The organism is Leucobacter aridicollis (genome assembly GCF_013409595.1).
Taxonomy (GTDB): domain Bacteria; phylum Actinomycetota; class Actinomycetes; order Actinomycetales; family Microbacteriaceae; genus Leucobacter; species Leucobacter aridicollis.
On record NZ_JACCBD010000001.1, the window covers coordinates 1,817,324 to 1,842,077 of the forward strand.

The window sequence follows — 24,754 nt, forward strand, 5'->3', positions numbered from 1 at the left end:
GGGTGTGAGCGTGCGTTGCGTGACAGCGCGCGCCCACACCCCGCGGAGTTCCGCGCGCGGCAGCATCATCTACGCTTGATCACATGGCTCTCACCCTCACGGCGGCCGACCTCCCGCTGCTCTCGGCGGGGGCATCGTTCTGCGGCACCGGCGGCGGCGGCTCCCCCAAGCTCACCGAGCTCATGGTCCGCTCGGCATTCTCGGAGCCGATCGAGACGTTCCTCCCGGCCGACCTCCCGCCGGAGACTCAGTGCTTCGCGCCCGCGTTCGCCGGGTCGACGCTCCTGCTGAGCGAACGACTCCCCTCACACGACGACTTCGGCCAGCTCATCGCGGTCGCCGAGCGGTGGATCGGCGCGAGGCTTGAGGCGGCATGCTCGTTCGAGGCCGGCGGGATGAACGCGCTGACGCCCTTCCTCTTCGCCGGCGAACGCCTCATCATCGACGCCGACTGCAGCGGGCGTGCCGTCCCAACGCTTGACCGCACGAGCCTCTACATCGCGCGGCTTCCCGGCCTGTTCGCCGTGTGCTCGACGGGTGCCGGCGGCGTCGCCCTCATCACCTCCGAACGCGCGAAGGACGTTGACGGCCTCATGCGGGCGGCGATGATCCAGTCCGGTGGCGCGGGCGCCGTGCTGTTTGCCGGGTTCACCACCCGCGATCTCGAGACGGCCTCGCTCCACGGGCATCTCGCGCGCTCCCTCGAGTTCGGCCGGGCGCTCCTCGAGACCGCCAGCGCCCCGGTCTCCACGCTCGCCGACAGGCTCGGTGCCACGCTCGTTGGCGAAGGAAGAATCGTGAGCCTCACGCAGGATTCGCGCGACCCACACGTGCACGCCGCCGAGGTCGCCGGGAGAAACGGCTCCGTGATCCGGCTCGTGTCGCGCTCAGAACACCTCGCTGTACTCGTCGACGGCGAGACTGTCGCGGCCGCGCCCGAGTACATCGTCGCGGTCGACGTGCTCTCGCGTGAGCTCATCGAGGTGACCGATCTGCGGCTGCACCGGCACGTGGCGATCCTGACCCGCCCCGCCGACGATTGGTGGCGCGATTTCCCCCAGCGCGCGGCGAAACTCTTTCCGTCGTCGTACGGCCTGACCGGATTGGATCCCGAATGGTAACCACCCCGCGCACCCCACAGGCCACGCTCGACCTCGCGGGCCTGCTCGCACACCCCGACAGCGGCGGCCTCACCCACATCGCCGGCCCGTCGACAGGCACGTGGCAGAACCTCACCGTCGACGAGCCCGAGAGCGCCACCGAGGGGCTGCTCGTCCTCACCACCGCGCTGCCCAGCACGAGCTGGCAGCAGGACGCACTCGTGCGGCGCGTCCGCGACCGCGGGTTCGCAGCCCTCGCGCTGCCCGGGGCCGCGCTCGCGGGCCCCGGCGCACGAAAGCTCGCCGACAGGCTCGAGCTCACGCTGCTTGGCGTGGACCGTCCGATCGCGCTCGCCCGCGCCGGCTGGCAGCTTCAGCAAGCCAGGGACGCGCTGACCATCGACTACGTGCGCAAGGTCGCGCAGGCCTTCGAATACCCCGCGGCGGACCTCGCCGACCTGCTCGGGCACCTGTGCGCGGCCATCGGCCACGGGATCGCCCTCATCGATTCCGCGCGAACAGTGCAGCAGGCCGGTGGCGTGCTCTCTCCCGAGCTGCACGCCGAACTGTCCTTCACGCCCTGGATCAGCGTCGCGCGCGTCGGCGACGCGGCCGCGGCCTCGGTGCGGGTCGACAGCTCGACACGGCGCGGATTGCGGCTCGCCGTGTTTGATGCCGGGCTCAGCGACGTGCAGTTGCGCGCGCTCTCCACGGTTGCGGAGATCATGATGCCGGCCGTGGCGGCGCGGATCCTGATCGACGAGCTCGACACAGTGAACGACGCGTCCTCCTCAGCCGACCTGCTTCGCGCGTTCATTGAGCTCCGCGGCGTCCGCGACCCGGACGTCCACCAGCGTATGGCCGAACAGGGCTGGCGGACAGCGGGCTATCACCTGGGGTTCCAATTCACGGCCCGCACCCGCGTCGATCCAGTGGGGCTGCTGCGCGCGGTCTCGCACGAACTCGCCGCCGTCTCGGTCGAGTCGCGCGTGGCGCTCAGCGGAGGTGGCGTGCTGGGCTGGCTGACCTTCACTGACCCACCAGCCTCAAGCGAGGTGGAACGGTTCGCGGGCGCCCTCAACGGCGTTCACCAGCAGCTACGCCGCACACGCGACGTGGCGCTCGGCATCGGGTCGCTGCAGAGCGGCGAGACCGGGCTCGCCCGGACGCTCAACGAAGCCGGCGATGCGGCGAAGATCGCGACGTCGCGCTCAAGCTCCGGGTATCTGGTGCGTGTCGACAGCCTCGGGCTCGAGCAGCTCCTCCTCGCATGGACGGGCACTGACACCTTTCTGCCTGCCGCCGAGTCGCTGCTCGCTCCGCTCCTCACCGAAGCGCCAGAACTTCTCGACACCCTCGCCGCGTACCTCGACCACGAGTCGGGCATCCAAGCGACTGCCGCGGCCCTCGGTCTGCATCGCAATACGGTTTCGCAGCGCGTGCAGCGCGCGCAGGAACTCGTTGGCGCGGATCTGACCTCACCGGAGACGCGGCTCGCGCTACACCTCGCGTGTCGGGCGGTGCTCGCGCCGAGGGGTTAGGGGCGCGGTCGGTGCTGTGGGCGCTGTGGGTGCTGTGGGCGCGGTCGGTGCTGTGGGTGCGGTGGGTACGGCCACTGTGCTGAGTCCAGCGGGCACTGCAGTCGCGGCGAGTCCAGCGCTTGACTACGTGGGGGGACTGCGTGGGGCGACAGCGGGGAGTCCTGCGTGGGGAGACAGCGGGAGGTATTCCGGCCGAGCACCCCCGACGCTAGTCCGCTCGCTTGAACCGCACCCGACTCGCGGGAGTGTCTCGGTGAGTTCTGCCGGTCGGGCTGGTCCATACCATCGTGCCGTTGGGTTCCTGTTCGACGCGCCAGTCCGAGTGATGCTTCAGCATGTGGTGGCCGCGGCACAGGTGCGCAAGGTTCTCGACAGCCGTCGGCCCGCCATCCTCGGCCGCGACAGTGTGGTCGACGTCGCACCGGTGGGTCGGAACTCGACAGCCCGGGGCCCGACAGTGCTGGTCGCGCGCACCGAGATATCGTCTGATCGCCGGAGTTGGCCGGTATCGGTCGACGGATCGGAGATTGCCTGCGGAGTCGACCGCGAGCAGATCCCAGGCAGTCGCTTCCGCCGCAACGCGCCGGGCGACCCCCTCTGCGAGCGGCCCGTATCCGACGAGCTCGGCGACGCGTTCACCTTCGCCCCCAGCTTCTGAGCCTTCGTCGCTCTCGGGGCCGGACCGCGGTGGCCCAGTTTCATTGGCCTCCGACGCTTCGCCGATTCCTCCGGTCTCCCAGGTTTCCACGGTTTCTCCGACCTCCGAGGTCTCCCCGGCTTCCCCGTCGTCCCGGGCCCCAGCTCCGGCTCCTGACCGCGCGACCGCTCCTGCGAAAGGCGAACGAAGCCGGAGCACCGCTTCCGAGATGAGGACCTGCACGCGACCAGCCACCCCGTCGGCCGCCGTTGCGGTGTCGTCATTGGCTCCGAGTAGCAGGTCACGGTAGACATCAACCCGTACCGCGGCGATTGGGCGCCGCGCCACGTCGACTTGCCCTGAATCGGTGCGAGGCGGCGCCTCGACTCCATGCGCACCAGGGTGTGGCTGGCCAGCGGATGCAGGCTGTGCATTCGGGCCGCCTGACGCGTTCGTCACGGCACCGCCGATAACGCTTCCCCCGGCACCGCCGATAACGCTTCCCCCGGCACCGCCTGCCACGCTTCCCCCGGCGCCGCCCGCCCGCGCCGTCTTCTTCGCGATTCGGGCGACCCGATCGTAGATCGCATGCGCGTCCACTGCGGGCAGGTGGGCGATGAGGTCGGCCATTCCGTCCTCAGCTCCAACGAGACGCAGGCACCGCTGCGCCGCCGCGCGCTCGTGCTGCTCTTCGAGTGATTCTCGCTGTTCATGCGCGGCAAGCCTCCTGGCGACCGGGCGCAGACGATTCGGGGTTTCCTGCCGGGCGACCTCGAGTACGCGCCGCTCATAGCGCTCGCGCTTCTCTACCTCGAGCTCTCCATCGCCGACGGTGAGCGGGGCACCCTCGGACGTCACCACACGGAGGTGCCCCATGGAGATCTCGCCAGCGCCAAGCGCTTGGAGGGCGGCTGGAAAGGACCGCCGCGCGTCGTAGGCGGTCTGCAGAAGTCGCTCTGCCGTGTGCTCGCTCTCGTGCATCGCCGTAGCGAGTTCCATGCGGAGAGACCGGAAGCCAAGCTCTGCCCCGCCCGACGAGCCCCCGGGAACCACCGTGTCCGCGTCGAGGGCCTCGCCGAGCACCAGCAGCTGCTCGGCCTCGATCCTCCGCCGCTGCGACTCGAGCGCCTCAAATCGCGTGATCGCGGCGTCGATCGCCTCGAGCTGCGTCTGCGAGAAGTGAGCGTCTGTGGTCATGTGTAAATCTAAACACCAACCACCGACATTTAGGCTCATGGCCGAGCACGCACGTAGCTCGAGCCGCTAGCCGACTTCCCGATAGAGCCTGCCCGCGGCCTCAACAACCGCAGGGTGCTCAGCGCTCAATGCCTGAATCCCGACAGCCTTGAGACCAGCCGGAGGCACGCCGCCCTCGCCCCAGAGCAACACGGACGTCTCCGCAGGCATCTGCGACGACCACCAGCTGATGCCGCCACGGTCACCCGACCGCTCCTCGAACACTCGTTTAGCGAGCGCCTGCGTCACGCCGAGGTCTTGCACGACGACCGTGCTCGGGCGCACTCCGAGATCGAGCAGCACGCGCGCATCATCGAAGTCGACGAGCTCCGGACCAGCGTATTCGAGCTCCACGACCGCTCGCGGCTCGCCAGCCGGAGTGAGGAACACCTCAGGGATCCACCGTCGCTTGTTGTAGAAGCTCTCCGCTATCGCGCCGACGGCAGTCTTCGAGAAGTACCACGAGTCGTACAGGTCGGCGTTGTCCCACCTGCCGTGAAACTGCGGGCGCGGCACGAACGACCAGTGGCCAGGCTTGCCCTGGCGGGCGCCCGCCACCCGCGGATAGCAGCGAAAGAGTCGCAGTGGCTCCTGCGCGTGAGGCTCCTGCATGCGCTTACGCGTACGCGCCCTCGTCCTCGGCGTCGATCGCGCCGATCACCTCGGCGACGCGGCCCAGCTTGATGCACTCGCGCGGGGTCGACCCGCGCAGAAACTGGTTGGGCGAATCGAGCCAGATCGGCACGACCTTCGTGTGCATCGTCGATTCCGCTCGGGCAATGATGTACGCGAAGTCCATGATGGATCGGGCGGACTCGGGCGAGGGGACCTGCGAACCCTGCCGCCATCGAGTCACCTGCGAAGGCTTCACGCCAAGCAACTCGGCGAGCAGCGCGCCGTTGCCGGCGGCCCCGAGCAGCATGCGGAAACCGTCGGCGAAGCCGGGCTGGTGTGTCACTGCGATGCTCATGCACCCAGTCTACGCGCAATTCTAGGATTGCGCGAGTGTCGCTAGCTCGCGATCTCCTGGTAGGCGAACTGCAGCATCGACTCGTCGACCCCGGCAAGCACGCGCGGCTTCCCAATGTCGTCAAGCACGATAAAGCGCAGCATGCCGGCGCGAGCCTTCTTGTCGCGCTGCATCGCTGCCAGCAGCCCCGGCCAGCGCCCGGCCGGGTAGGACAGCGGCAGCCCGAGCAGCGTCAGGACATTCCGGTGCCGCTCGACCGCCGCGTCCGACAGCGCGCCCGACATCCTGCCGAGCTCGGCCGCGTACGACATCCCGATCGCGATCGCGACGCCGTGGCGCCACTGGTAGCGCTCCGCATGCTCGATCGCGTGACCGAGCGTGTGGCCGTAGTTCAGGATCTCTCGGAGCCCACCCTCCTTGAAGTCCTCAGAGACGACACGAGCTTTCACACCGATCGCGAGCTCGACGACGCGCTGGAACTCCGGCGTCGTCGGGTCCGTCGCCCGGTCGACGTCGGCCTCGATAATGTCGAGGATCTCGGGCTCAGCGATGAAGCCGCACTTAGCGACCTCCGCGAACCCGGCCAGGATCTCGTTCTTCGGGAGCGTGTCAAGAACCGCAAGGTCGCAGATCACCGCGGCCGGCGGGTAAAACGCCCCCACGAGGTTCTTGCCCTCGGCCGTGTTGATACCCGTCTTGCCACCGACGGCAGCGTCGACCATGCCGAGCACCGTGGTCGGCAGTTGGACGAGCCGAACCCCTCGCAGCCACGTCGCCGCGACGAAGCCAGCGAGATCGGTCACGGCGCCCCCGCCGAGGCCGATGATCGCGTCGCTGCGCGTAAAGTCTGCCTGGCCCAGAATCTGCCAGCAGAATGCGGCGACCTCAACACGCTTCGCCGACTCCGCGTCGGGAACCTCGGCGAGGATCACCTCACCGTAGTGCTGCTGCAGCGAGGTCCGCAGGTCGTCGGCGAGCCGACCAACCGTCGACGTGTGCACGATGAGCACCTTCGCAACGCGAGAGCCGAGCGCCTCCGGCACCCGCTCAAACAGGTCGCGGCCCACGGTGATCGTGTAGTTGGTCTCCCCGGTGACAGCGATCTCAGTCACCTGCGTCGAGTTGCTCAATCTTGGTCCTCTCCAACTCCATGTGTCTCGGCCTCTGCCGGAAGATTCGCACCGGGCTCACCCGGATGGTTCGTGTCGGCCTTCGCCGGAATGCTCGTGTCGGCCTCAGCCTGGACAGTCTCGGTACCTTCCGACGCGGCTGGGCCGCGTCCGCCTGGCTGCGCCGCGGCGTGCACCGCAGCGACCTGCGCGGCGGCGCGCTCGCGCCTGGCATAGGCGCGCGCCCATTCAACAACGCGGCGGGTGAGCTGTTCCTTCCCGGCACGGTCGGTGCGGAATGTCACGTCGGCGACCTCGAGGTAGAGCGGCTTGCGCTCAGCAAGGATTCGTCCCCACGCAGAGGGGTCATCCCGCAGCAGCGGGCGCCGAGAGATGTTCGCGGTGCGCAGCACAGCCTCCTGCGTCGTCATGAGCAGGATCGTTGGGTGGCGGCGCAGCAGCTCGCGCGTCGATTCCGAGAGCACGGCTCCCCCGCCAAGCGCGAGGATCCGCGTCCCTGGCTCGGCGAGCTCGGACGCGATGATCTCTGCTTCGATGCGACGAAACTCGGGCTCGCCGTGCGCCGCAAAGAAGTCCGTGATCGCGCCGTGCTTCCGCACGAACACGACGTCGCTGTCGACGAAGGGAATGCCGAGCTCCTTCGCGACGCGCCGCCCGAGGCTCGTCTTGCCTGCGGCCATCGGCCCCACGAACACGATCGTCCGCTCCGGCAGCCGGTTTCCACCGCCCCGGCGGCGGCGCCGCCGCTTCGCAGGCCGCCGCGGCTGAGTTGCATCGCCCGACGCCTCGGCTTCACCCTGCTGGCGTCGGCCGGAGTTCGTCGCCGCGCTGGCAGACTGCCCTTCATCTGCGGACTGGGCACCGGAGCGCTGCGGGCGGCGGCGGCGCGGGGGCCGCGGCCTGCCAGCGTCCTGGCCGCGCTGGCCCGCGGGCTGACCGGGACGCTCGCCCGCAGGCTGCCCCGACTGGTCGCCCGCACGTTGCCCCGACTGCTGGCCCAACGACTGCCCAGGCAGCTCGCCCGCAGACTCGCTCGACCGCTGGCCCGGTGGCGCGGGCTTCGGCGCGGCCGCGGGAGCCCCCGCGCGCCGACCGGCCCTGCGCGCGCCGCTCACGACTCTCGTGCGGTTGCGAGCTGCTCGGGGATCGCTGCCAGGTAGCTCTCGAGGTTCCGGCGGGTCTCAGCGAGGCTGTCGCCACCAAACTTCTCGACGACGGCCTCCGCGAGCACGAGGGCAACCATCGCCTCGGCGACGACGCCAGCCGCGGGGACTGCGGACACGTCGGAACGCTGGTGGTGCGCCTTCGCCTCCTCGCCCGTCGCGATGTCAATGGTCGGCAGCGCGTGCGGCACGGTCGCGATCGGCTTCATGCCCGCGCGCACGCGGAGCACCTGGCCGGTCGTCATGCCGCCCTCGATGCCGCCGGCGCGGCCGGTGTCGCGCACGATCTCGCCGTCTCGGAGATGCAGTTCGTCGTGGGCGACCGATCCGCGCCTACGCGTCGTCTCGAAGCCGTCGCCGACCTCGACTCCCTTGATCGCCTGGATGCCCATCAGCGCACCCGCGAGCCGGGAGTCCAGGCGCCGGTCCCAGTGCACGTAGGAGCCAAGCCCGGGCGGGAGACCGTAGGCGAGCACCTCGACGATGCCACCGATCGTGTCTCCCGACTTCTTGGTGTCGTCGACCTCTTCGACCATGCGCGCGCTCGTCGCCGCGTCAAAGCAGCGCAGCGGATCGGCGTCGAGCTGAGCGACGTCCTCGGGGCGCGGCAGCGCCGTGCCAGCGGGGGCGACGATATCGCCGATCGACACGGTGTGGCTCACGAGACGGATCCCGAGCTCTGCGAGGAAGGAGCGCGCGACCGCACCCAGCGCGACGCGGGCCGCGGTCTCGCGGGCACTCGCGCGCTCGAGCACCGGGCGCGCCTCGTCGAAACCGTACTTCTGCATGCCGACGAGGTCGGCGTGGCCCGGGCGCGGGCGCGTCAGCGCTGCGCCGCGGCCGCGGGACTTCTCGGACAGCTCGGACTTCTCGGAGCTCATCACCTCGGCCCACTTCGGCCATTCGGTGTTGCCGATACGGATGGCGACGGGGCCACCGATCGTGACGCCCTGCACGACGCCGCCCGAGACGTTGAGCTCGTCCTGCTCGAACTTCATGCGCGAGCCGCGGCCATAGCCGAGCTTGCGGCGCGCGAGGTCCTCTCGGATCGCATCGAGCGAGATCGGCACGCCGGCGGGCATGCCCTCGATGACAGCAATGAGTTCAGGGCCGTGGGATTCCCCGGCAGTAAGCCAACGAAGCATAAGTTCTATCTTTCCACACTCGCGGCGCGCATGGCCGCGAGCACTGTGTCCTCATCGGCGACCGGGGCGTCGGGGTCACCGTTCACAAAAATTCTGATCTGCACGAGCGCCTGCTCGACGAGCATGTCGAGCCCCGCGTGCGACTCCGTTCCGGCGGCATCCCACCTCAGCGCGAGCGGCGAAGGCCAGGGATCGTAGGCCACGTCGAACAGCGGAACGCTCAGCAGCTCGTCGGCGATTGCGACGGCGCCACTCGCCTGCCCGGGAAGCGTCGAGATGACGAGCGAGGGCGCGAAGCCGGGCGCGTCACCGAGCGCGAGCGCGTCGATGCCGCCGCCCAGACGCGTCGCGAGATCCTGCGCAGCTTCGGGGCGCCGCGCGGCAATCGCGATGCGCTCGGCGCCGAGCGAGCGCGCCGCGAGCACCGCCGACACCGCCGTCGCGCCAGCCCCGAGCACGACTGTCGCGCGCGCGTCCAGGCCCGCGTTCTGGATCGCGCGGGCGAGCCCCGCGACGTCCGTGTTGAAGCCGGCCCAGGCGGCGCCTGACTCCCCCGGCACAACTCGCACGAGCGTGTTCACGACCCCGCTTGCAGCGGCCACAGGATCCACCGTCGCGGCGAGTCGCGCGGCCTCTTCCTTGAGCGGCATGGTGAGCGAGAGTCCCCGCCACTCCGGCCCGAGGCCCGCGAGAAAAGGCTCGAGTCCCGCCGCGTCGAGCTCGGTCCTGCCGTACTGCCACGGCAAGCCGAGCACGCCGTACGCGGCGGCGTGAATCGCGGGCGACTTCGAGTGCGAGATCGGCGATCCCAGCACGCCGAGCTGGGCAGCGCCGGGCTGGCGCGGCGCTGCGTCAGATGGCTGAGGGTCGGTCATTGCCTAGTCACAGTACTTTCCGCCCTCGGCGCGGTGCGAGGTGCACCACTCGGCGAGCTTCTCGACGTTCTGCTGGTGCTGTTCGGCGGTCTCGGCGAACTCGGTCTCGCCGCTCGACAGGTCGACGGGCATGAAGTACAGCCACGGCCCGTCGGCCGGGTTCGTCGCCGCTTCGATCGCCGTGTCGCCTGGCAGCGAGATCGGACCAGCAGGCAGGCCGGGGTTCGCATATGTGTTGTACTTGTTCGACTTGTCGGCGCGCTCCTCGTCCGTGGTCCACACCGTGTGGGTGTTCCCCGTCCCGTAAGAGACTGTCGCATCGGACTGCAACAGCATGTCGATGTCGATCCTGTTGAGGAACACTCGGGCAACCTTCGGGAAGTCCTCGAGCCGCGAGCCGGCCTCGCGCTGCACCATCGCGGCGAGCGTGAGGACGCTCCAGGCGTCCTCGGCGGCCACGCCGTGCTGGTCGAGTGCTTGCCACATGCGGTCGACCATCTTCTGGATGATCGTCTGCGCGGTGTCGCCCGGCTCGAACGTGTAGGTCGCCGGGAAGAGGAAGCCCTCGATTGAGGGGAAGTCGGCCGGCACGCCGAAGGCTGCCGGATCGGCCGCGGCGGTCTTGAAGTCCTCAAACGGGATATCGACGACGCCCGCCGTGAGCTCGAGCGCGTCGAGCGCGGCCATGCCCTCGGGGATCGTGACTGTGAGTTCCATTCGGTTTGCATCGTCGGTGAGCGCGGCTAGCGCGGCCGCGGCGCTCATCTGCTGCTTCAGGCGGTACGTTCCGACCTGGAAGCTCACCTCTTCGCTCTGTTCGAGCAGCAGGTCGTAGAACGCCTCCGAGCTCTTCACGACGTCGGCCTGCGCGAGCGCCTCGGCCACGTCGGCGCCGTACTGGCCCTCCGTGATCGTAAGCAGCACCTCGCCGTGGCCCTCGCCCTCGTAGTCGTTCGTCGACCACCCGAGCGCGAGCGAGATCTTGTCGCCGTACGAGCTCCACACCCACGCAGCGCCGCCGCCGAGCAGCAGGAGCATGACGATCAGGATCGAGGAGATGACGATCCTCCCCCGCTTTCGCGCGCGCTTGTCCTCGTCGCTCAGCTCGCTCGCCCGCCGGCGCTCCCGGCGCGTTCCATGCTCACTCACGGCGTTTCCTCGTTTCTGGGTTGTTCTTCGGACGGGGCGACGACCTCACCTGGCGCCTCGTTCCTGCCGCGCTCGACGTCGAGCGCGTGCTGCAAAATGACGACGGCAGCGGCCTGGTCGATGATTGCCCGGCTCCCCTTGGACTTTCGCCCAGCTTGGCGAAGCTGCCCCTGGGCAGACACCGTCGACAACCGTTCGTCGACAAGTCGGACCTCCGCCGCGCCGGCGAGCCGGTCGGCGAGTGTCTGCGCAAAGCCTACGGCGTCTTCCGTGGAGAGTGTGGGTTCTCCCCGGAGATTCAGCGGAAGGCCGACGATAATCTCGAACGCTTCAATCTCGGCGACGAGCGCGACGATCCGCGCGACGTCCGCGCCAGGCGCGGCCTCGCGTTGCACAGTCTCGACCGGCGTGGCGAGCATGCCGTGCATGTCGGATCGGGCGACGCCAATGCGTGCCTTGCCGACGTCGATCCCGATCCGTACCCCCGTGCGCACCGGCTACGCCTCGAGCGTGCGCCGCATCTCGGCGAGCGCCGCAGCGATCTGCGAAGGATCGGTGCCACCGCCCTGCGCGAGATCAGGCTTGCCGCCACCGCCACCGCCGAGCACCTGAGCGCCGCGCTTGGCGAGATCGCCCGCCTTGACGCCCTGTTCGCGAGCCGCGGCGGTCGTCGCCGCGATCACGACGGGCTTGCCAGCGCCGTCGCCTGCCACGGTTCCCGCGAGCAGCACGACGCCAGCCTCCGATCCGAGCTTGTCGCGCAGCTGCAGGACGAGGCCCCGGAGGTCATCGGGCGAGCCGACAGTGCCCAGGTCGGCGGAAACGAGCGTGATGTCGCCAACACGCTCGGCCGCCGCGAACAGCTCGGGAACCCGCTCGGCGAGCTTCGCGGCCTCGAGCGCCGCAATCTTCTTCTCGGCAGCTCGCAGCTGCGCGCTGAGATCCTCAACGCGCGCGACAACCTCGCCGCGCGGCACGCGCAGCCCGCCGGCGAGCTGCTGCACGATGAGCCGCTCGGCGGCGAAGCTCTGGAAGGCTTCGAGGCCAACGAGGGACTCGACGCGGCGGTTCGTCGAACCGACCGAGCTCTCGGAGACCAGGTTGATCATGCCGACCTCAGCCGCGGTTGCGACGTGCGTGCCTGCGCACAGCTCGCGCGACCACTCGCCGCCGATGTCGACGACGCGGACACGCTCGCCATACTTTTCGCCGAAGAGGGCCATCGCGCCCATTGCCTTCGCCTCGTCGAGCGCCATCTCGCGCGTCACGACCGCGTAGTTGGAGCGAATGGCGAGGTTCGAGATCTCCTCGATCTCGCTCTTCGTTTGCGCGCTAAGCGCCTCCGAATGGGTGAAGTCGAGTCGCATGTAGCCGGCCTTGTTGTAGGAGCCAGCCTGGTGCGCGTTCGGGCCCAGCACGTCGCGCAGCGCCGCGTGGACGATGTGCGTCGCCGAATGCGCCTGCGTTGCGCCGCGGCGGTAGTCGGCGTCGACGCGCGTCTCAGCGCGCGCGTCAATTCCGATCGTGCCGATCGTCACCTTCACGGTGTGCACGATGAGACCCGGCACCGGCTTCTGCACGTCGAGCACCTCGGCCTCGAAGCCGTCGCCGACGATCACGCCGTTGTCGGAATCCTGACCGCCCGACTCCGCGAACAGTGCGGTCTCGGCGAGCACGAGCTCGGCGGTCTGGCCCTCGCGCGCCTCCACCGCTGGCGCACCGTCGACGACGATGCCGAGCACCTTGCTCTCGTGCACGAGCGAGTCGTAGCCAACGAACGCGGTCTCGCCGAGGCCGCGCAGCTCCTTGTAGACGGCGAGGTCGGCGCGCTGGCCCTTCTTCGCCTTCGCGTCAGCCTTTGCGCGGTCGCGCTGTTCCTGCATGAGCGTCGCGAACACGTCGCGGTCGACCGAGACGCCAGCTTCCTCGGCGATCTCGAGCGTCAGCTCCACGGGGAACCCGTGGGTGTCGTGGAGCAGGAACGCGGTATCTCCGTCAACGCTCGCCGCAGTGCCTGTCTTCGACTCGGCCACCGCGGCCTCGATCGCGCCGTCCAGGATCTGGATGCCGCTCGCGAGCGTGCGCAGGAAGGTCTTCTCCTCGGCGTACGCGACGCGCGAGATGAAGTCGAAGTTCTCGGCGACCTCGGGGTAGGCGTCCTGCATGGCGTCGCGCGACACTGGGAACAGCTCAGCAAAGCTTGGGCCGTTCACGCCGAGCAGGCGCATTGACAGCGTCACGCGCCGCAGCAGGCGACGCAGGATGTACCCGCGGCCCTCGTTGGACGGCGTCACGCCATCAGCGATCAGCATGAGCCCGCTGCGGACGTGATCGGCGATGACGCGCAGGCGCACGTCGTCGTCAATCACCGCGCCGTAGGTCTTACCGGCGAGTTCGGCGGCGCGATCGAGCACCGGGCGAACCTGGTCGATCTCGTACATGTTCTGCACGCCCTGCTTGATGAACGCGACGCGCTCGAGGCCCATGCCCGTATCGATGTTCTGCTTCGGCAGGTCGCCCACGATCGTGAAGTCGAGCTTCGACTTCACGTCGGCGATCTGGTACTGCATGAACACGAGGTTCCAGATCTCAACGTAGCGGTCGTCGTCGGTCGCCGGGCCGCCGTCGATGCCGTACTCGGGGCCGAGGTCGAAGAAGATCTCCGAACACGGGCCCGCCGGACCGGGCTGGCCGGTCGACCAGTAGTTCGTGTCCTTGCCAAGCCGCTGGATGCGGTCGTCGGGCAGCGACGAGTGCTGCTGCCACAGCGCGAACGCCTCGTCGTCTTCCTCGTAGACAGTGACCCAGAGGTCGTCAGGCGAGAATCCGAGGCCGCCGTCGGCCTCCGACGTGGTGAGGAGCTCCCAGGCGAACCTGATCGCGCCCTCCTTGAAGTAGTCGCCGAACGAGAAGTTGCCGCACATCTGGAAGAACGTGCCGTGGCGCGGGGTCTTGCCGACCTCTTCGATGTCGTTGGTGCGGATGCACTTCTGCACGCTCGTCGCACGGTCGTAGGGCGCGGGCACCAGGCCCGACAGGTACGGCACGAACGGCACCATGCCAGCCACAGTGAACATCAGGCTCGGGTCATCACTCACGAGCGAGGCCGAGGGCACAACCGTGTGGCCTCGCTGCTCGAAGAAGTTCAGCCAGCGGCGTTGAATCTCTGCGGTCTGCATGTTCGGTGCTTCGTTCCTTTGTGATGCGTCAGTGCCGGCGCTGGGCGCCGCCACCGGCAGTCACGTGACTGCCGGTATTCAAATCGTGTGGGCCGACTCGGCCAGCGTCGGACGCCGTCTCGGACGGCGGCGGCGCTAGGAGTCCTTACGGTCGAGGCCCCTGAGCGTCCGCTCAAGATCCTCGTCAAACTGCTCGCGTTCGGCGGCCTCGTAGCCACTCGAGAACGCGGTAGACAGCTCTGTAATCCCGCGGTTCAGGCGCTCAAAGAATCGCCGTCCGCTCGGGTTCTGGTTGACGAAGTGCGCGGCGACGAAGCCCGTGGCGACTCCGAAGACGAACAAGACTAGTTTCCGCACGTGTTCCACCCTCCTGCGGTCTCGCGGCGACACTCTGCGCGCCGCGGAACTTTACGGGTCAAGCTTAACCGGTAACCCATGCCGGATACGGCTGAGGGCGCTGGATTCCGTATGGATTCCAGCGCCCTCAAGCGTTCAGGCTTAGCGTCCCGAGTAGTACTCGACCACGAGCTGCACTTCACAGGTCACGGGGACCTCAGCGCGCTTCGGGCGACGGAGGAGGCGAGCCTCCAGCTTGTCGAGCGACACCTCGAGGTAGCCGGGAACTGCGGGCAGAACCTCAGCGTGGCCGCCTGCGGCTGCAACCTGGAACGGCTCGAGAGCCTCCGAGCGCTCCTTGACGTGGATGAGCTGGCCCGGCTTCACGCGGAACGACGGGCGGTCGACGAGCTTGCCGTCGACGAGGATGTGGCGGTGCACCACGAGCTGACGAGCCTGTGCGGTGGTGCGGGCGAAGCCTGCACGCAGCACGAGCGCGTCGAGACGCATCTCGAGGAGCTCGACGAGGTTCTCACCGGTCAGGCCGTCCTGACGACGAGCCTCGTTGAAGGTGATGACGAGCTGCTTCTCGCGGATGCCGTACTGAGCGCGAAGACGCTGCTTCTCGCGGAGGCGGACTGCGTAGTCGCTGTCGCTCTTACGCTTGGTGCGGCCGTGCTGGCCGGGGCCGTAGGGGCGCTTCTCGAGGTAACGAGCGGCCTTCGGGGTGAGGGCAATGCCCAGCGAACGCGACAGACGCGTCTGCGAACGGGTACGTGACGTAGTCGACACGGGTATCCTTTCGGGTTTCTGAGGGGCATGCGCGAGTGCGCAGCCCTATGTTCTCTCGGCCACGCTGCGCCCGCATTCACAAGCTTTCGCTCGCAATGCACGCGACACAGCAAACCGTTTTCGGTGAGGGAACGACCGTTGCAGAAACCCGGCTACAGGGCACCTGCCATACGCTTCCCGCTGCAGCCTGCCGCGGGAGCAATGTTGGCCAAGGATCAGCTTAGCAGATCATGACGCGCAACCACGAGTCGACCGCCGTGAGCCTGGCTACTCGCCACGCGTGATCCGGCGGATCTTCTCGAGCCGTTCCGATACCTCGCGCTCGTTGCCGTGCGTCGTCGGCGTGTAATACGTCGCGCCAGAGATCTCGTCGGGCAGGTACTGCTGCGTGAGCACACCGCGCGGGTCCGCGTGCGGGTAGCGATAGCCCTTGCCGTGACCGAGCTTCTTCGCGCCCGGATAATGTGCGTCACGAAGCGGCTTCGGCACCGGCCCAAACCTGCCGGCCTTCACGTCGGAGATCGCCGCGTCGATCGCCGAGATGACCGCGTTTGATTTCGGGGCAGTTGCGATGTAGATCGTCGCCTCGGCGAGCGGGATGCGTGCCTCCGGTAGGCCAATGAGCTGGGTGGCTTGCGCCGCAGCGACCGCGATCGTGAGCGCCTGCGGGTCCGCGAGTCCTACGTCCTCGGCAGCGTGCACCATGAGACGGCGAGCGATGAATCGCGGATCCTCCCCCGCTTCGATCATGCGGGCGAGGTAGTGAATCGCAGCATCAGGATCGGACCCACGCATCGACTTGATGAACGCGCTCACGACGTCATAGTGCTGGTCGCCGTCTTTGTCGTAGCGCAGCAGGGCACGGTCAACGGAAATCGAGACGACCTCCGCCGTGATCTGCGGGAGGGCGGCCTCATGCGCGTCGCCGTCGGCGCCTTCAGCGAGCGCAAGCGCTGACCCTGCGGCTGCCTCGAGCCCGGTGAGCGCTCGGCGCGCGTCGCCCGATGACAGCTGGACGAGGGCATCTCGCCCCTCAGCGGTCAGCTCGACGGCGCCGCCGAGCCCTCGCGGGTCAGCAGTCGCCCGGTCAAGCAGCTTGGCGATGTCGGCATCGCTCAGCGCTTCGAGGGTGAGCAGCAGCGAACGCGAAAGCAATGGGCTAATCACGGAGAACGACGGGTTCTCGGTGGTGGCCGCAATGAGCGTCACCCAGCCGTTCTCGACACCCGGCAGGAGCGCGTCTTGCTGCGCCTTCGTAAACCTATGAATCTCGTCGAGGAACAGCACCGTCGCGATGTCGTACAGGTCACGGTCGTTGAGCGCCCGTTCCATCACCGCGCGGACGTCCTTGATGCCGGCCGTCACCGCCGAGAGCTCGACGAATCTGCGGCCGCTGGTGTGCGCGATCGCTTGCGCCATCGTCGTCTTTCCGGTGCCTGGCGGGCCCCAGAGAATAACCGAGACTGCGGACCCCTCACTATCGCTCGCAATGACGCGAAGCGGCGAGCCCTGCCCCAGGAGGTGCTGCTGCCCGACGACCTCGTCGAGCGACTGCGGGCGCATCCGCACCGCCAACGGAGCCGTCGCGGCGGCCGGGCCTTGAATCTGGGTCACGACTCAATGCTAGCGACCACCCCCGACAATCATGCTCAGCGGGGCGCACTGTGGCATAGTGGAGGGGTCTATCTAGTAACGCGGTCGGTACAGCCGATCCCACACGACAGGTGAGCAACACGGTGAGTGAAGCGACGAACGAGCAGCCCTGGGGCAGGGTCGACGAAGATCGTACGGTCTACGTACGCGAGGGAGAGGGTGAGCGTGCCGTTGGCGCCTTCCCGGATGGTACCCCCGAAGAAGCCCTGGCCTACTTCGAGCGGAAGTTCGCTGACCTCGCCGGCGCAGTGACGCTGCTCGAGGCGCGGATTGCCCGCGGCACCGCCGACGCATCTGTCGCGGGAACCGTCAAGAAGCTCGAGGAGCAGCTCGTCGAGCCCGCCGCAGTCGGCGACATCGCGTCGCTGCGTGAGCGGGTCGCGAAGCTCTCGGAGAAGGCGGCCGCCTTCGGCGAGCAGCAGCAGCAGGAGCGCGAGGCAGCTCGCGAGGAGGCCGTCGCGAAGCGCGAGGCCATCGTCGCAGAGGCTGAGCAGCTCGCCGCGCAGCCCGAGGCTTCCATCCGCTGGAAGGACACGAGCGCCGCGTTCGAACGCCTGTTCACCGAGTGGCAGAACGCCCAGCGTTCGGGCCCGCACGTGCCGAAGCCGCAGGCAGACGCGATGTGGAAGCGGTTCCGCGCCGCGCGCCAGAGCTTCGACACTGCGCGCCGCGCGCACTTCTCGCAGATGGATGCGAACAACAAGGATGTGAAGGGGCGCAAGGAGAAGCTCATTGCCTCCGCTGAGGCGCTCGCAGACCGCGGCCTCGACGGCATCCCCGCGTACCGCAACCTGCTCGAGGACTGGAAGCAGGCTGGGCGCGCAAGCCGCAAGCTTGACGACCAGCTCTGGGCGCGGTTCAAGGCCGCTGGCGACGTGCTCTACCAGGCGAAGGCCGAGGAGGTCGCGCAGACCAACGAGGAGTACCAGGCAAACCTCGTCGCGAAGCAGGCCGTCATCGCCGACGCGACCCCGATCCTCGAGCTCAGCGAGCACACCGCGGCCCGCAAGCAGCTCACCGCGATCCAGCTGCGCTGGGACGAGATCGGCCGTGTGCCCCGCGAGGCACTGCGCGAGATCGAAGGCCAGCTGCGCCGCATCGAGGATCACGTGAAGGGCCTCGAGGACGAGCACTGGCGCAAGACCAACCCGGAGACGAAGGCACGCAGCGAGGGCCTCCGCGGCCAGCTCGAGTCGTCGATCGCTGAGCTCGAAGCCGAGATCGCCGGCGCGAAGGACGCGAAGGCAAAGGCATCGGCCGAAGAGAAGCTCGCGACCCAGAAGTCCTGGCTCGCAGCCCTCGGAGACTAAGTTTTCCACAGATGAACGCCCTGCCCTGGTATCCCCGGGGCAGGGCGTTCATGCTTGAGGCATGACCTCACGCGACCCGTCCCGATCCACACCACCCAGACCTCCGCCGCCCCGGGCACTCCCCTCGCCACCACGCGTCGACCATTGGCCGCCCGCGATCCGTTCGGCGGCGCTGCTCACCGGAACGCTCGTGCGCAGCGGTCCGGGCGTCAGGCCGGTGTCGTGGCCAGACACCGCGAAGACCCGTTGCGCGGCGCTCGGCGGACTGCTCACGGACCGCTACGCGGCGGCTGAGCAGACGGCGGCGTGGATCTGGGGCGCGAGCAGGTCCCCTGGGCGCGCCGTGCGACTCATCACGCTGCGGAGCCGCGCACCGGCCCAGTTCGAGCACCTCGAACTGCGCGGGCTCGCCGAGATCAGCCAGTTCCGGCTGCGCGACGGAGACATCGCTGAGATCGACGCGTACAGCGTGACGAGCCGCTCACGAACGGTCTATGACCTGCTGCGCTCCCCCGAGCCGCTCACCCAGGCTCGCCTCGTCGCGGCGCGGCTCCTCATGCTCACCGACCCCGGCATAGCGGCAGAGGCGGTGGAGCGGGCCAGCAGCGCGAGCCCGGGTGAGCGCACCCGGGTGGCGCAGCGTCTCCCGGCGCATGAGGACGATCCTCGGACGCCGCGGACCGCTCGAGGAGTTAGTTCGTGAGCCTGTACACGTCGTAGACGCCGTCGATGCGCCGGACTGCATTCAGCACGTGATCGAGGTGTGTGGCGTTCGCCATCTCGAAGAGGAACCGGCTAATCGCGAGGCGCGAGGTCGACGTGTTCACCGACGCGGAGAGAATGTTCACGTGATGCTCGGAGAGCGTGCGTGTCACATCGGACAGCAGCCCCGAACGGTCGAGGGCCTCGACCTGGATCTGCACGAGAAACACGCTCTTCGAGGTGGGCGCCCACTCCACGTCAACGACGCGCTCCTGCTGGGACTGCAGGCTCTTGAAGTTATGGCAGTCGGTGCGATGCACAGAGACGCCCTGCCCCTTCGTGACGAAGCCGCGGATCTCGTCCCCCGGCACCGGAGTGCAGCACTTTGCGAGCTTCGCGAGCACGTCGGTGGCGCCCTTCACGACGACACCGCTCGACGTGGCGCGCGTGGGCTGGGCGCGCGGCGTGTCGACCAGCGGCACGCTCAGCGCGGCCGGCTCAGTCGACGCCTGGTCGTCGAACAACAGCGCGGCGACCTTCTCGACGACGGACTGCGCGGAGACGTTGCCCTCGCCGATGGCCGCGTACAACGTGGTGACGTCGGCGTAGTTGAGCTGCAGGGCGACCTGCTGCAGGGCCTCGGAGTTCATGACCTGGTGCAGCGGGAGGCTCTGGCGCCGCAGCGCCTTGGTGAGCTCCTGCTTACCGGTCTCGGCGGCCTCCTCGCGGCGCTCCTTGGTGAACCACTGCCGAATCTTGTTCTGGGCCCGCTTGCTCTTCACGAAGTTGAGCCAGGACTTGTTCGGTCCAGCGTGCGGGTCCTTCGAGGTGAAGACCTCAACCACGTCGCCGTTCTGCAGCGCGGTCTCGAGCGGGACCAACCGCCCGTTCACGCGCGCTCCCATGGTGCGGTGGCCTACCTCGGTGTGCACCGCGTAGGCGAAGTCGACGGTCGTGCCGCCTGCCGGCAGTCCGATCACGCGCCCCTTCGGCGTGAAGACGTACACCTCCTTCGCACCGATCTCGAAGCGGAGGGCATCGAGGAACTCGCTCGGATCCTCGGTTTCGGCCTGCCAGTCCGAAATGTGCGCGAGCCAGGCCATGTCGTTCGACGCGGTCTGCTTATCGGCTCCGGGCTGGCGCTGCTTGTACTTCCAGTGCGCCGCGACGCCGTACTCGGCGCGCTGGTGCATCTCGACAGTGCGAATCTGAATCTCAACGGCGCGGCCGTCGGGTCCGATGACCGTCGTGTGGAGCGACTGGTACAAGTTGAACTTCGGCGTCGCGATGTAGTCCTTGAACCGGCCGGGGATCGGCGTCCAGCGCGCGTGCACGGCACCGAGCACGGCATAACAGTCGCGAATCGAGTTGACGAGCACGCGAATCCCGACGAGGTCGTAAATGTCGTCGAAGTCTCGGCCGCGAACGATCATCTTCTGATAGATCGAGTAGAGCTCCTTGGGGCGCCCGGTCACCTCGCCCTTGATGCGCGACTCGCGCAGGTCGGTCTCAATCGAGCCGATCACCTTACCGACGAGCTCGTCGCGCTGCGGGTTGCGCTGCTTCACGAGGTTGTCGATCTCGGCGTAGAGCTTCGGCTTGAGCACCGCGAACGAGAGATCCTCGAGCTCGGTCTTCATCGACTGGATACCGAGTCGGTGCGCGAGCGGCGCGTAAATCTCGAGCGTCTCTTGCGCCTTGCGCTTCGCGGAGTCGCCCGAGACGAAGCCCCAGGTGCGCGCGTTGTGCAGCCTGTCGGCAAGCTTGATGACGAGCACGCGAATGTCCTTCGACATCGCGACGACCATCTTGCGCACGGTTTCGGCCTGCGCCGAGTCGCCGTACTTCACTTTGTCGAGCTTCGTGACGCCGTCGACGAGCATCGCGATCTCTTCGCCGAAGTCTCGGGTCAGCTCTTCGAGCGAGTAGTCGGTGTCCTCGACGGTATCGTGCAGCAGCGCTGCAGCGATGGCGACCGGAGCGACGCCGAGGTCGGCGAGAATCTTCGAGACCGCAATCGGGTGCGTGATGTACGGCTCGCCGCTCTTGCGCTTCTGCCCGCGGTGCGCGCGTTCGGCGACGTCGTACGCCCGCGAGATCACCGAGAGATCGGCGCGCGGGTAGTTCGCGCGCACCGTGCGCATCACCTCTTCAATCGCGCCGTGGGTGGCGCCGCGGGAGAAAATTCGCGGCACCAACCGGCGCAGCGAAGTCGTACTCGCCTGTGTCGCGTCTGAACTCACCACCGCAGCCTCCTCAACTTCTTGAACGTTACACCAGGGTGTGCGCATTCCTTGAATCGTGTGTGCGACGCCGCGCGGTTTCTACGCAGAAAGGAGCCCCTCTCAGTAAGAAGGACTCCTCTCAACGGTGACGCTCGAAGCGACTGCGACCGCTAGCTCGCGGGCACCGCCTCGCCGACCTCGGCGGAGTCGAGCTCCGCCTGCTTCGCGCGCTGGCGCAGAATGCGCTCGTCGCGCTCCCGGATCTCCTTCTCGCCAACCCGCAGGTGCGCGTAGGCGGGCGACGCGACGAAGATCGTCGAGTACGCGCCGGCGAGAATACCGATGAAGAGTGCGAGCGAGATGTCGCGCAGAGTGCCCGCGCCCAGCAGGCCGGCACCAACGAACAGGATCGACGCGACCGGAAGCAGCGCGACCACGGAGGTGTTGATCGACCGCACGAGGGTCTGGTTCACCGCAAGGTTCACCGCCTCGCCGTAGGTGCGCGAATCGCTGAGCTCGCCCGGGCTCGTGTTCTCGCGGATCTTGTCGAACACCACGACGGTGTCGTACAGCGAGTAGCCGAGGATCGTCAGGAATCCGATCATCGCGGCGGGGGTGACCTCGAACCCGGCGAGGCCATACACGCCAGCGGTGATGATGAGGTCGTGGAACAACGCGAGCATCGCCGCGAGCGACATCTTCCACGTACGGAAGTAGATCGCCATCACGAGCGCCGCCAGCAGGATGAACACGACGAGGGCGATGATCGCCTGCTTCGTGATGTCCTGCCCCCACACCGGGCCGATGAACGAGTAGGTGACCTCGTCCGCGTCGACCCCGTAGCCCTTCGCGAGGGCCTCAGTGACGGCCTTGTTCTGGGCGTCGTCGAGGGCCTCGGTCTGCACGCGGACCTCGTTCTGGCCCAGCACCGAGATACGCGGCGCGCTGCCGGGCAGCGTCTCCGCGACAGCCTTCGCGGCGACGTCAGGATCGCGATCCTGACTGTTCGCGACGTGCACCTGGAACTGGCTTCCGCCAGTGAACTCGATGCCGAGCTGGAAGCCGCCGCGCAGGAAGGGGCCGACGACCGCGATGATCAGCAGGACTGCCGAGATCGTGTACCAGAGCTTGCGCCTGCCGACGAAGTCGATCGACTTCTCACCGGTGTAGAGAGCGTTGCCGAATTCGGCGAATGAGCGAGCCATCTCAGCTCTCCTTTCCTGCGCCGGCAGACTCAGCTGCCTTGCGCTCGGCGATCGTCTGGCGACGCTCTGCCTCACCGCGACTCCGCGCGACCTTCTTGCCGCCGCCCTTCGTGGCGACGACAGGCTCACGGAACTTCGCGCGACCCTGGTAGACGGCGCCAAGCTGGCGGGGATCGAGCCCCGAGAACTTGTAGCCGCCGCTGTACACGCGGGTCCGGGCGAGCAGGGTCATCATCGGGTGAGTGAAGAGCGCAACGACGAGCACGTCGACGATCGTCGTGAGGCCGAGCGTGAACGCGAAGCCCTTCACGTTTCCAACGGCGAGCACGAACAGCACGACTGCGGCAAGCAGGTTCACGCCGTCCGACGCGAGGATCGTGCGCAGCGCGCGCTTCCAGCCGCCCTCGACCGCCGCGTTGATGCCGAAGCCGTCACGCAGCTGATCTCGAATGCGCTCGAAGTAGACGATGAACGAGTCGGCCGTGAAGCCGATCGCCACGATGATGCCGGCGACGCCGGCGAGCGACAATCGGTACCCCTGACGCCACGAGAAGAACGTGAGCAGCAGGTAGGTGAGGATCGCAGCGATCGCGAGCGACGCGATCGTCAACGTGCCGAGGAGACGGTACTGGAACAGCGAGTACACGACCACGAGCCCGAGGCCGATGAGGCCGGCGAGCAGGCCGCCGAGGAGCTGGTTCGCGCCGAGCGTCGAGGAAATATCCTCCTGGCTCTGCACCGTGAAGCTCATCGGGAGTGCGCCGAACTTCAGCTGGTCGGCGAGCACCTGAGCGCTCTCCTTCGTGAAGTTGCCCGAGATCGCGGGGCGACCGTCGAGAATCTGTGCGTTCATCGTGGGCGCGGAGATGACCTTGCCGTCGAGCACGAACGCGAACTGATTGAGCGGGGGCTGCTTGCCGAAGAGGCGGGTCGAGACCTTGCCGAACTTCTGCGAGCCCTCCTTGTTCATCGTGATTGCGACTTCCCAGCGACCGGTGGTGCCGGTGCCGCCCTGAATCGACTGCTGCTGCGAGACCGCGTCGGTGATGACGTCTCCCGTGAGCTCGACCGGGCCGACGATGTACTTCATCAGGCCGGTGTCGTCACACGTGATCAGTGGCTTGTCATCGGGAGCGTTCGCTACCTCGAGCGCCGCGTCGGAGGTACACGTAAACGACGCGAACTCCTCGAGCAGCGCGGGGGTGAGCCACGCCTGATCGGCAGGATCTGTCGGAAGCGGGTCCGGGTACAGGTCGCCGGTGTCGGCGGTCCCAGCGTCGCCCTCAGCAGCATCGCCCTCGGCGGCCGTGTCCTCGGCTGCCGCGTCACCGGCTGCCGCGTCCTCTGTCGCGGCGTCGCCAGCGGCGGCCTCGCCGTCCGCGCCCTCGACGCTTTCGCCGTCTTCCTCGGGCTGCGCCGCACCGGCGGCCGCCTCGAGGAAGACGCCGCGGAAGTCGAGCGCGGCCGACGCCTGAATGCGCTGCAGCGTCGCGTCGTCGACCTTGCCGGGGATGGCGACGGAGATGTGGTTATTGCCCTGCGTGGTGATCTCGGCCTCGGAAACGCCCGAGGCGTTCACTCGCTGACGCAGGATCTCCACGGCCTGGTCGAGCTGCTCGCCAGTGACGGCCTTGCCGTCGTTCTGGTTTGCGGCAAGCAGAATCTGCGTGCCGCCCTGCAGGTCGAGCGCAAGCTTCGGGGTCCAGGTCGCATCACTGCGGAACACCCCGAGCGTGATGAGCCCGGTGAGTCCCACAATGATCGCGAGCAGGAAGATGAGCGAGCGACGTGCGCTCCGCACCGCAGGCGCGACGGATGATTTCGCCAAGACAGCTGTCTCGCTTTCAGATAACGGTGTGAAACATCACACCGGAGGGTCCTTACTCCTTGTCGGAGTTCTTGTCGTCGCGCTTCTCGGCCGCAGTTGCGCCGTCGAGGTCCGTTGCGGCGTCGGTCGCGGCGTCAACGGTCGAGTCGACGTTCGACTCTGCCTCGGCGGCAGCGTCCTCTACGGGGGCGAACCGCTCGCCGAACTCGGGGTCGTCGTCGGGAGCGAGCGTCGCTGCTTCGCTCTCCTCAACGGGTGCGTCTGCGGGGGTCACGACCTGGCCGACAGCGTTGCGGTGCACAACGAGGGTGCTGGTGCCGCTCTGCACGGTCACGCGGTTCTCTTCCTCGTCGACCGACACGATGGTGCCGTAGATCCCCGACTGAAGCATGACCTCTGCGCCCGGCTGCATGTTGTTCTGCATCTCGGCCATCTGCGCCTGGCGCTTCTTGCTGTTGCGGAACATGAAGAAAATGAGCACGGCGACGAGGCCAAGCATGATGAGTGTCATCGGATCCATGAGGCGGAGACCCTTCCAAAGTTAGTGAGCGCGCCCTTGAACACGCACGGACCGCACA

21 protein-coding genes are annotated in these 24,754 nt (G+C 67.9%); 4 read left to right on the forward strand and 17 right to left on the reverse strand.

Translation table 11 applies throughout. The features are described 5' to 3' along the window. Window positions 1-83 precede the first annotated feature (83 nt). Together BJ960_RS08365 and BJ960_RS08370 are read left to right on the forward strand one after the other, a co-directional pair. Window positions 84-1,121 carry a DUF917 domain-containing protein gene (locus BJ960_RS08365; RefSeq protein ID WP_185986937.1) on the forward strand — a complete coding sequence of 346 codons (1,038 nt, stop codon included), beginning with the start codon at window positions 84-86 and terminating at the stop codon, window positions 1,119-1,121. After that, on the forward strand, window positions 1,115-2,641 hold the full coding sequence (locus BJ960_RS08370; protein ID WP_185986938.1) for a PucR family transcriptional regulator: 1,527 nt from the start codon (window positions 1,115-1,117) through the stop codon (window positions 2,639-2,641). Before BJ960_RS08365 ends, BJ960_RS08370 begins: the two co-directional genes overlap by 7 nt. 208 nt (window positions 2,642-2,849) lie before the next feature. On the opposite strand, the gene BJ960_RS08375 is transcribed toward BJ960_RS08370, so the two are convergent. From BJ960_RS08375 to BJ960_RS08435, 13 genes are all read right to left on the reverse strand, one after another. Then, entirely contained in the window at window positions 2,850-4,475 is a 1,626-nt protein-coding gene (locus tag BJ960_RS08375; RefSeq protein ID WP_185986939.1) for an HNH endonuclease signature motif containing protein, read from the reverse strand. A gap of 66 nt (window positions 4,476-4,541) precedes the next feature. Then, window positions 4,542-5,126, reverse strand: a complete 585-nt coding sequence (locus BJ960_RS08380; protein WP_185986940.1) for an RES family NAD+ phosphorylase — start codon at window positions 5,124-5,126, stop codon at window positions 4,542-4,544. Window positions 5,127-5,130: 4 nt separating this feature from the next. Then, window positions 5,131-5,484, reverse strand: a complete 354-nt coding sequence (locus tag BJ960_RS08385) for a helix-turn-helix domain-containing protein (RefSeq protein ID WP_119283892.1) — start codon at window positions 5,482-5,484, stop codon at window positions 5,131-5,133. Between the two features lie 41 nt (window positions 5,485-5,525). Beyond that, a complete protein-coding gene (gene aroB / locus BJ960_RS08390) occupies window positions 5,526-6,614 on the reverse strand; it encodes a 3-dehydroquinate synthase (protein WP_185986941.1) in 1,089 nt (362 codons plus the stop codon). After that, on the reverse strand, window positions 6,611-7,729 hold the full coding sequence (locus BJ960_RS17185; RefSeq protein WP_307814630.1) for a shikimate kinase: 1,119 nt from the start codon (window positions 7,727-7,729) through the stop codon (window positions 6,611-6,613). Before BJ960_RS17185 ends, aroB begins: the two co-directional genes overlap by 4 nt. Then, window positions 7,726-8,922, reverse strand: coding sequence for a chorismate synthase (aroC, locus tag BJ960_RS08400; protein WP_121072202.1), 1,197 nt, complete (start codon window positions 8,920-8,922; stop codon window positions 7,726-7,728). Before aroC ends, BJ960_RS17185 begins: the two co-directional genes overlap by 4 nt. A gap of 5 nt (window positions 8,923-8,927) precedes the next feature. Further along, window positions 8,928-9,797: a shikimate dehydrogenase family protein gene (locus tag BJ960_RS08405; RefSeq protein ID WP_185986942.1), complete on the reverse strand. Its 870-nt coding sequence runs from the start codon at window positions 9,795-9,797 to the stop codon at window positions 8,928-8,930. A gap of 3 nt (window positions 9,798-9,800) precedes the next feature. Further along, complete coding sequence (mltG, locus tag BJ960_RS08410; RefSeq protein WP_307814629.1) at window positions 9,801-10,946, reverse strand: endolytic transglycosylase MltG; 1,146 nt, start codon at window positions 10,944-10,946, stop codon at window positions 9,801-9,803. After that, window positions 10,943-11,440 carry a Holliday junction resolvase RuvX gene (ruvX, locus tag BJ960_RS08415; RefSeq protein ID WP_185986943.1) on the reverse strand — a complete coding sequence of 166 codons (498 nt, stop codon included), beginning with the start codon at window positions 11,438-11,440 and terminating at the stop codon, window positions 10,943-10,945. Before ruvX ends, mltG begins: the two co-directional genes overlap by 4 nt. A gap of 3 nt (window positions 11,441-11,443) precedes the next feature. Beyond that, window positions 11,444-14,125, reverse strand: a complete 2,682-nt coding sequence (gene alaS / locus BJ960_RS08420; RefSeq protein ID WP_185986944.1) for an alanine--tRNA ligase — start codon at window positions 14,123-14,125, stop codon at window positions 11,444-11,446. Window positions 14,126-14,260: 135 nt separating this feature from the next. Further along, a complete protein-coding gene (locus BJ960_RS08425) occupies window positions 14,261-14,482 on the reverse strand; it encodes a hypothetical protein (protein WP_121073413.1) in 222 nt (73 codons plus the stop codon). Window positions 14,483-14,623: 141 nt separating this feature from the next. Continuing rightward, on the reverse strand, window positions 14,624-15,253 hold the full coding sequence (gene rpsD, locus BJ960_RS08430; protein ID WP_121072210.1) for a 30S ribosomal protein S4: 630 nt from the start codon (window positions 15,251-15,253) through the stop codon (window positions 14,624-14,626). A gap of 267 nt (window positions 15,254-15,520) precedes the next feature. Then, the gene (locus tag BJ960_RS08435; RefSeq protein ID WP_185988220.1) at window positions 15,521-16,816 is read right to left on the reverse strand and encodes a replication-associated recombination protein A; all 1,296 of its coding nucleotides are present in this window, start codon (window positions 16,814-16,816) and stop codon (window positions 15,521-15,523) included. A 173-nt stretch (window positions 16,817-16,989) separates the two neighbouring features. Between BJ960_RS08435 and BJ960_RS08440 the strand changes: the two genes are divergently transcribed. Both BJ960_RS08440 and BJ960_RS08445 read left to right on the forward strand, forming a co-directional pair. Further along, window positions 16,990-18,216: a DUF349 domain-containing protein gene (locus BJ960_RS08440; RefSeq protein WP_121073416.1), complete on the forward strand. Its 1,227-nt coding sequence runs from the start codon at window positions 16,990-16,992 to the stop codon at window positions 18,214-18,216. 61 nt (window positions 18,217-18,277) lie between these two features. Further along, complete coding sequence (locus tag BJ960_RS08445) at window positions 18,278-18,919, forward strand: hypothetical protein (RefSeq protein ID WP_185986945.1); 642 nt, start codon at window positions 18,278-18,280, stop codon at window positions 18,917-18,919. Here the strand turns inward: BJ960_RS08445 and BJ960_RS08450 are convergent. The 4 genes from BJ960_RS08450 to yajC form a co-directional block, all read right to left on the reverse strand. Then, the gene (locus tag BJ960_RS08450; protein ID WP_307814641.1) at window positions 18,909-21,113 is read right to left on the reverse strand and encodes a RelA/SpoT family protein; all 2,205 of its coding nucleotides are present in this window, start codon (window positions 21,111-21,113) and stop codon (window positions 18,909-18,911) included. The genes BJ960_RS08445 and BJ960_RS08450 overlap by 11 nt on opposite strands. 200 nt (window positions 21,114-21,313) lie before the next feature. Beyond that, on the reverse strand, window positions 21,314-22,348 hold the full coding sequence (gene secF, locus BJ960_RS08455) for a protein translocase subunit SecF (RefSeq protein WP_185986947.1): 1,035 nt from the start codon (window positions 22,346-22,348) through the stop codon (window positions 21,314-21,316). Window position 22,349: 1 nt separating this feature from the next. Next, entirely contained in the window at window positions 22,350-24,176 is a 1,827-nt protein-coding gene (gene secD / locus BJ960_RS08460; RefSeq protein ID WP_221936293.1) for a protein translocase subunit SecD, read from the reverse strand. Between the two features lie 52 nt (window positions 24,177-24,228). Beyond that, window positions 24,229-24,696 carry a preprotein translocase subunit YajC gene (gene yajC / locus BJ960_RS08465; RefSeq protein ID WP_185986948.1) on the reverse strand — a complete coding sequence of 156 codons (468 nt, stop codon included), beginning with the start codon at window positions 24,694-24,696 and terminating at the stop codon, window positions 24,229-24,231. Window positions 24,697-24,754: the final 58 nt, after the last annotated feature.

Coding starts and splice junctions, on each gene's coding strand:
- BJ960_RS08365 (WP_185986937.1), top strand. CDS start 84: ATGGCTCTCACCCTCACGGCGGCCGACCTCCCGCTGCTCTCGGCGGGG.
- BJ960_RS08370 (WP_185986938.1), top strand. CDS start 1,115: ATGGTAACCACCCCGCGCACCCCACAGGCCACGCTCGACCTCGCGGGC.
- BJ960_RS08375 (WP_185986939.1), bottom strand. CDS start 4,475: ATGACCACAGACGCTCACTTCTCGCAGACGCAGCTCGAGGCGATCGAC.
- BJ960_RS08380 (WP_185986940.1), bottom strand. CDS start 5,126: ATGCAGGAGCCTCACGCGCAGGAGCCACTGCGACTCTTTCGCTGCTAT.
- BJ960_RS08385 (WP_119283892.1), bottom strand. CDS start 5,484: ATGAGCATCGCAGTGACACACCAGCCCGGCTTCGCCGACGGTTTCCGC.
- aroC (WP_121072202.1), bottom strand. CDS start 8,922: ATGCTTCGTTGGCTTACTGCCGGGGAATCCCACGGCCCTGAACTCATT.
- BJ960_RS08405 (WP_185986942.1), bottom strand. CDS start 9,797: ATGACCGACCCTCAGCCATCTGACGCAGCGCCGCGCCAGCCCGGCGCT.
- alaS (WP_185986944.1), bottom strand. CDS start 14,125: ATGCAGACCGCAGAGATTCAACGCCGCTGGCTGAACTTCTTCGAGCAG.
- BJ960_RS08435 (WP_185988220.1), bottom strand. CDS start 16,816: ATGCGCCCGCAGTCGCTCGACGAGGTCGTCGGGCAGCAGCACCTCCTG.
- BJ960_RS08445 (WP_185986945.1), top strand. CDS start 18,278: ATGACCTCACGCGACCCGTCCCGATCCACACCACCCAGACCTCCGCCG.
- secF (WP_185986947.1), bottom strand. CDS start 22,348: ATGGCTCGCTCATTCGCCGAATTCGGCAACGCTCTCTACACCGGTGAG.
- yajC (WP_185986948.1), bottom strand. CDS start 24,696: ATGGATCCGATGACACTCATCATGCTTGGCCTCGTCGCCGTGCTCATT.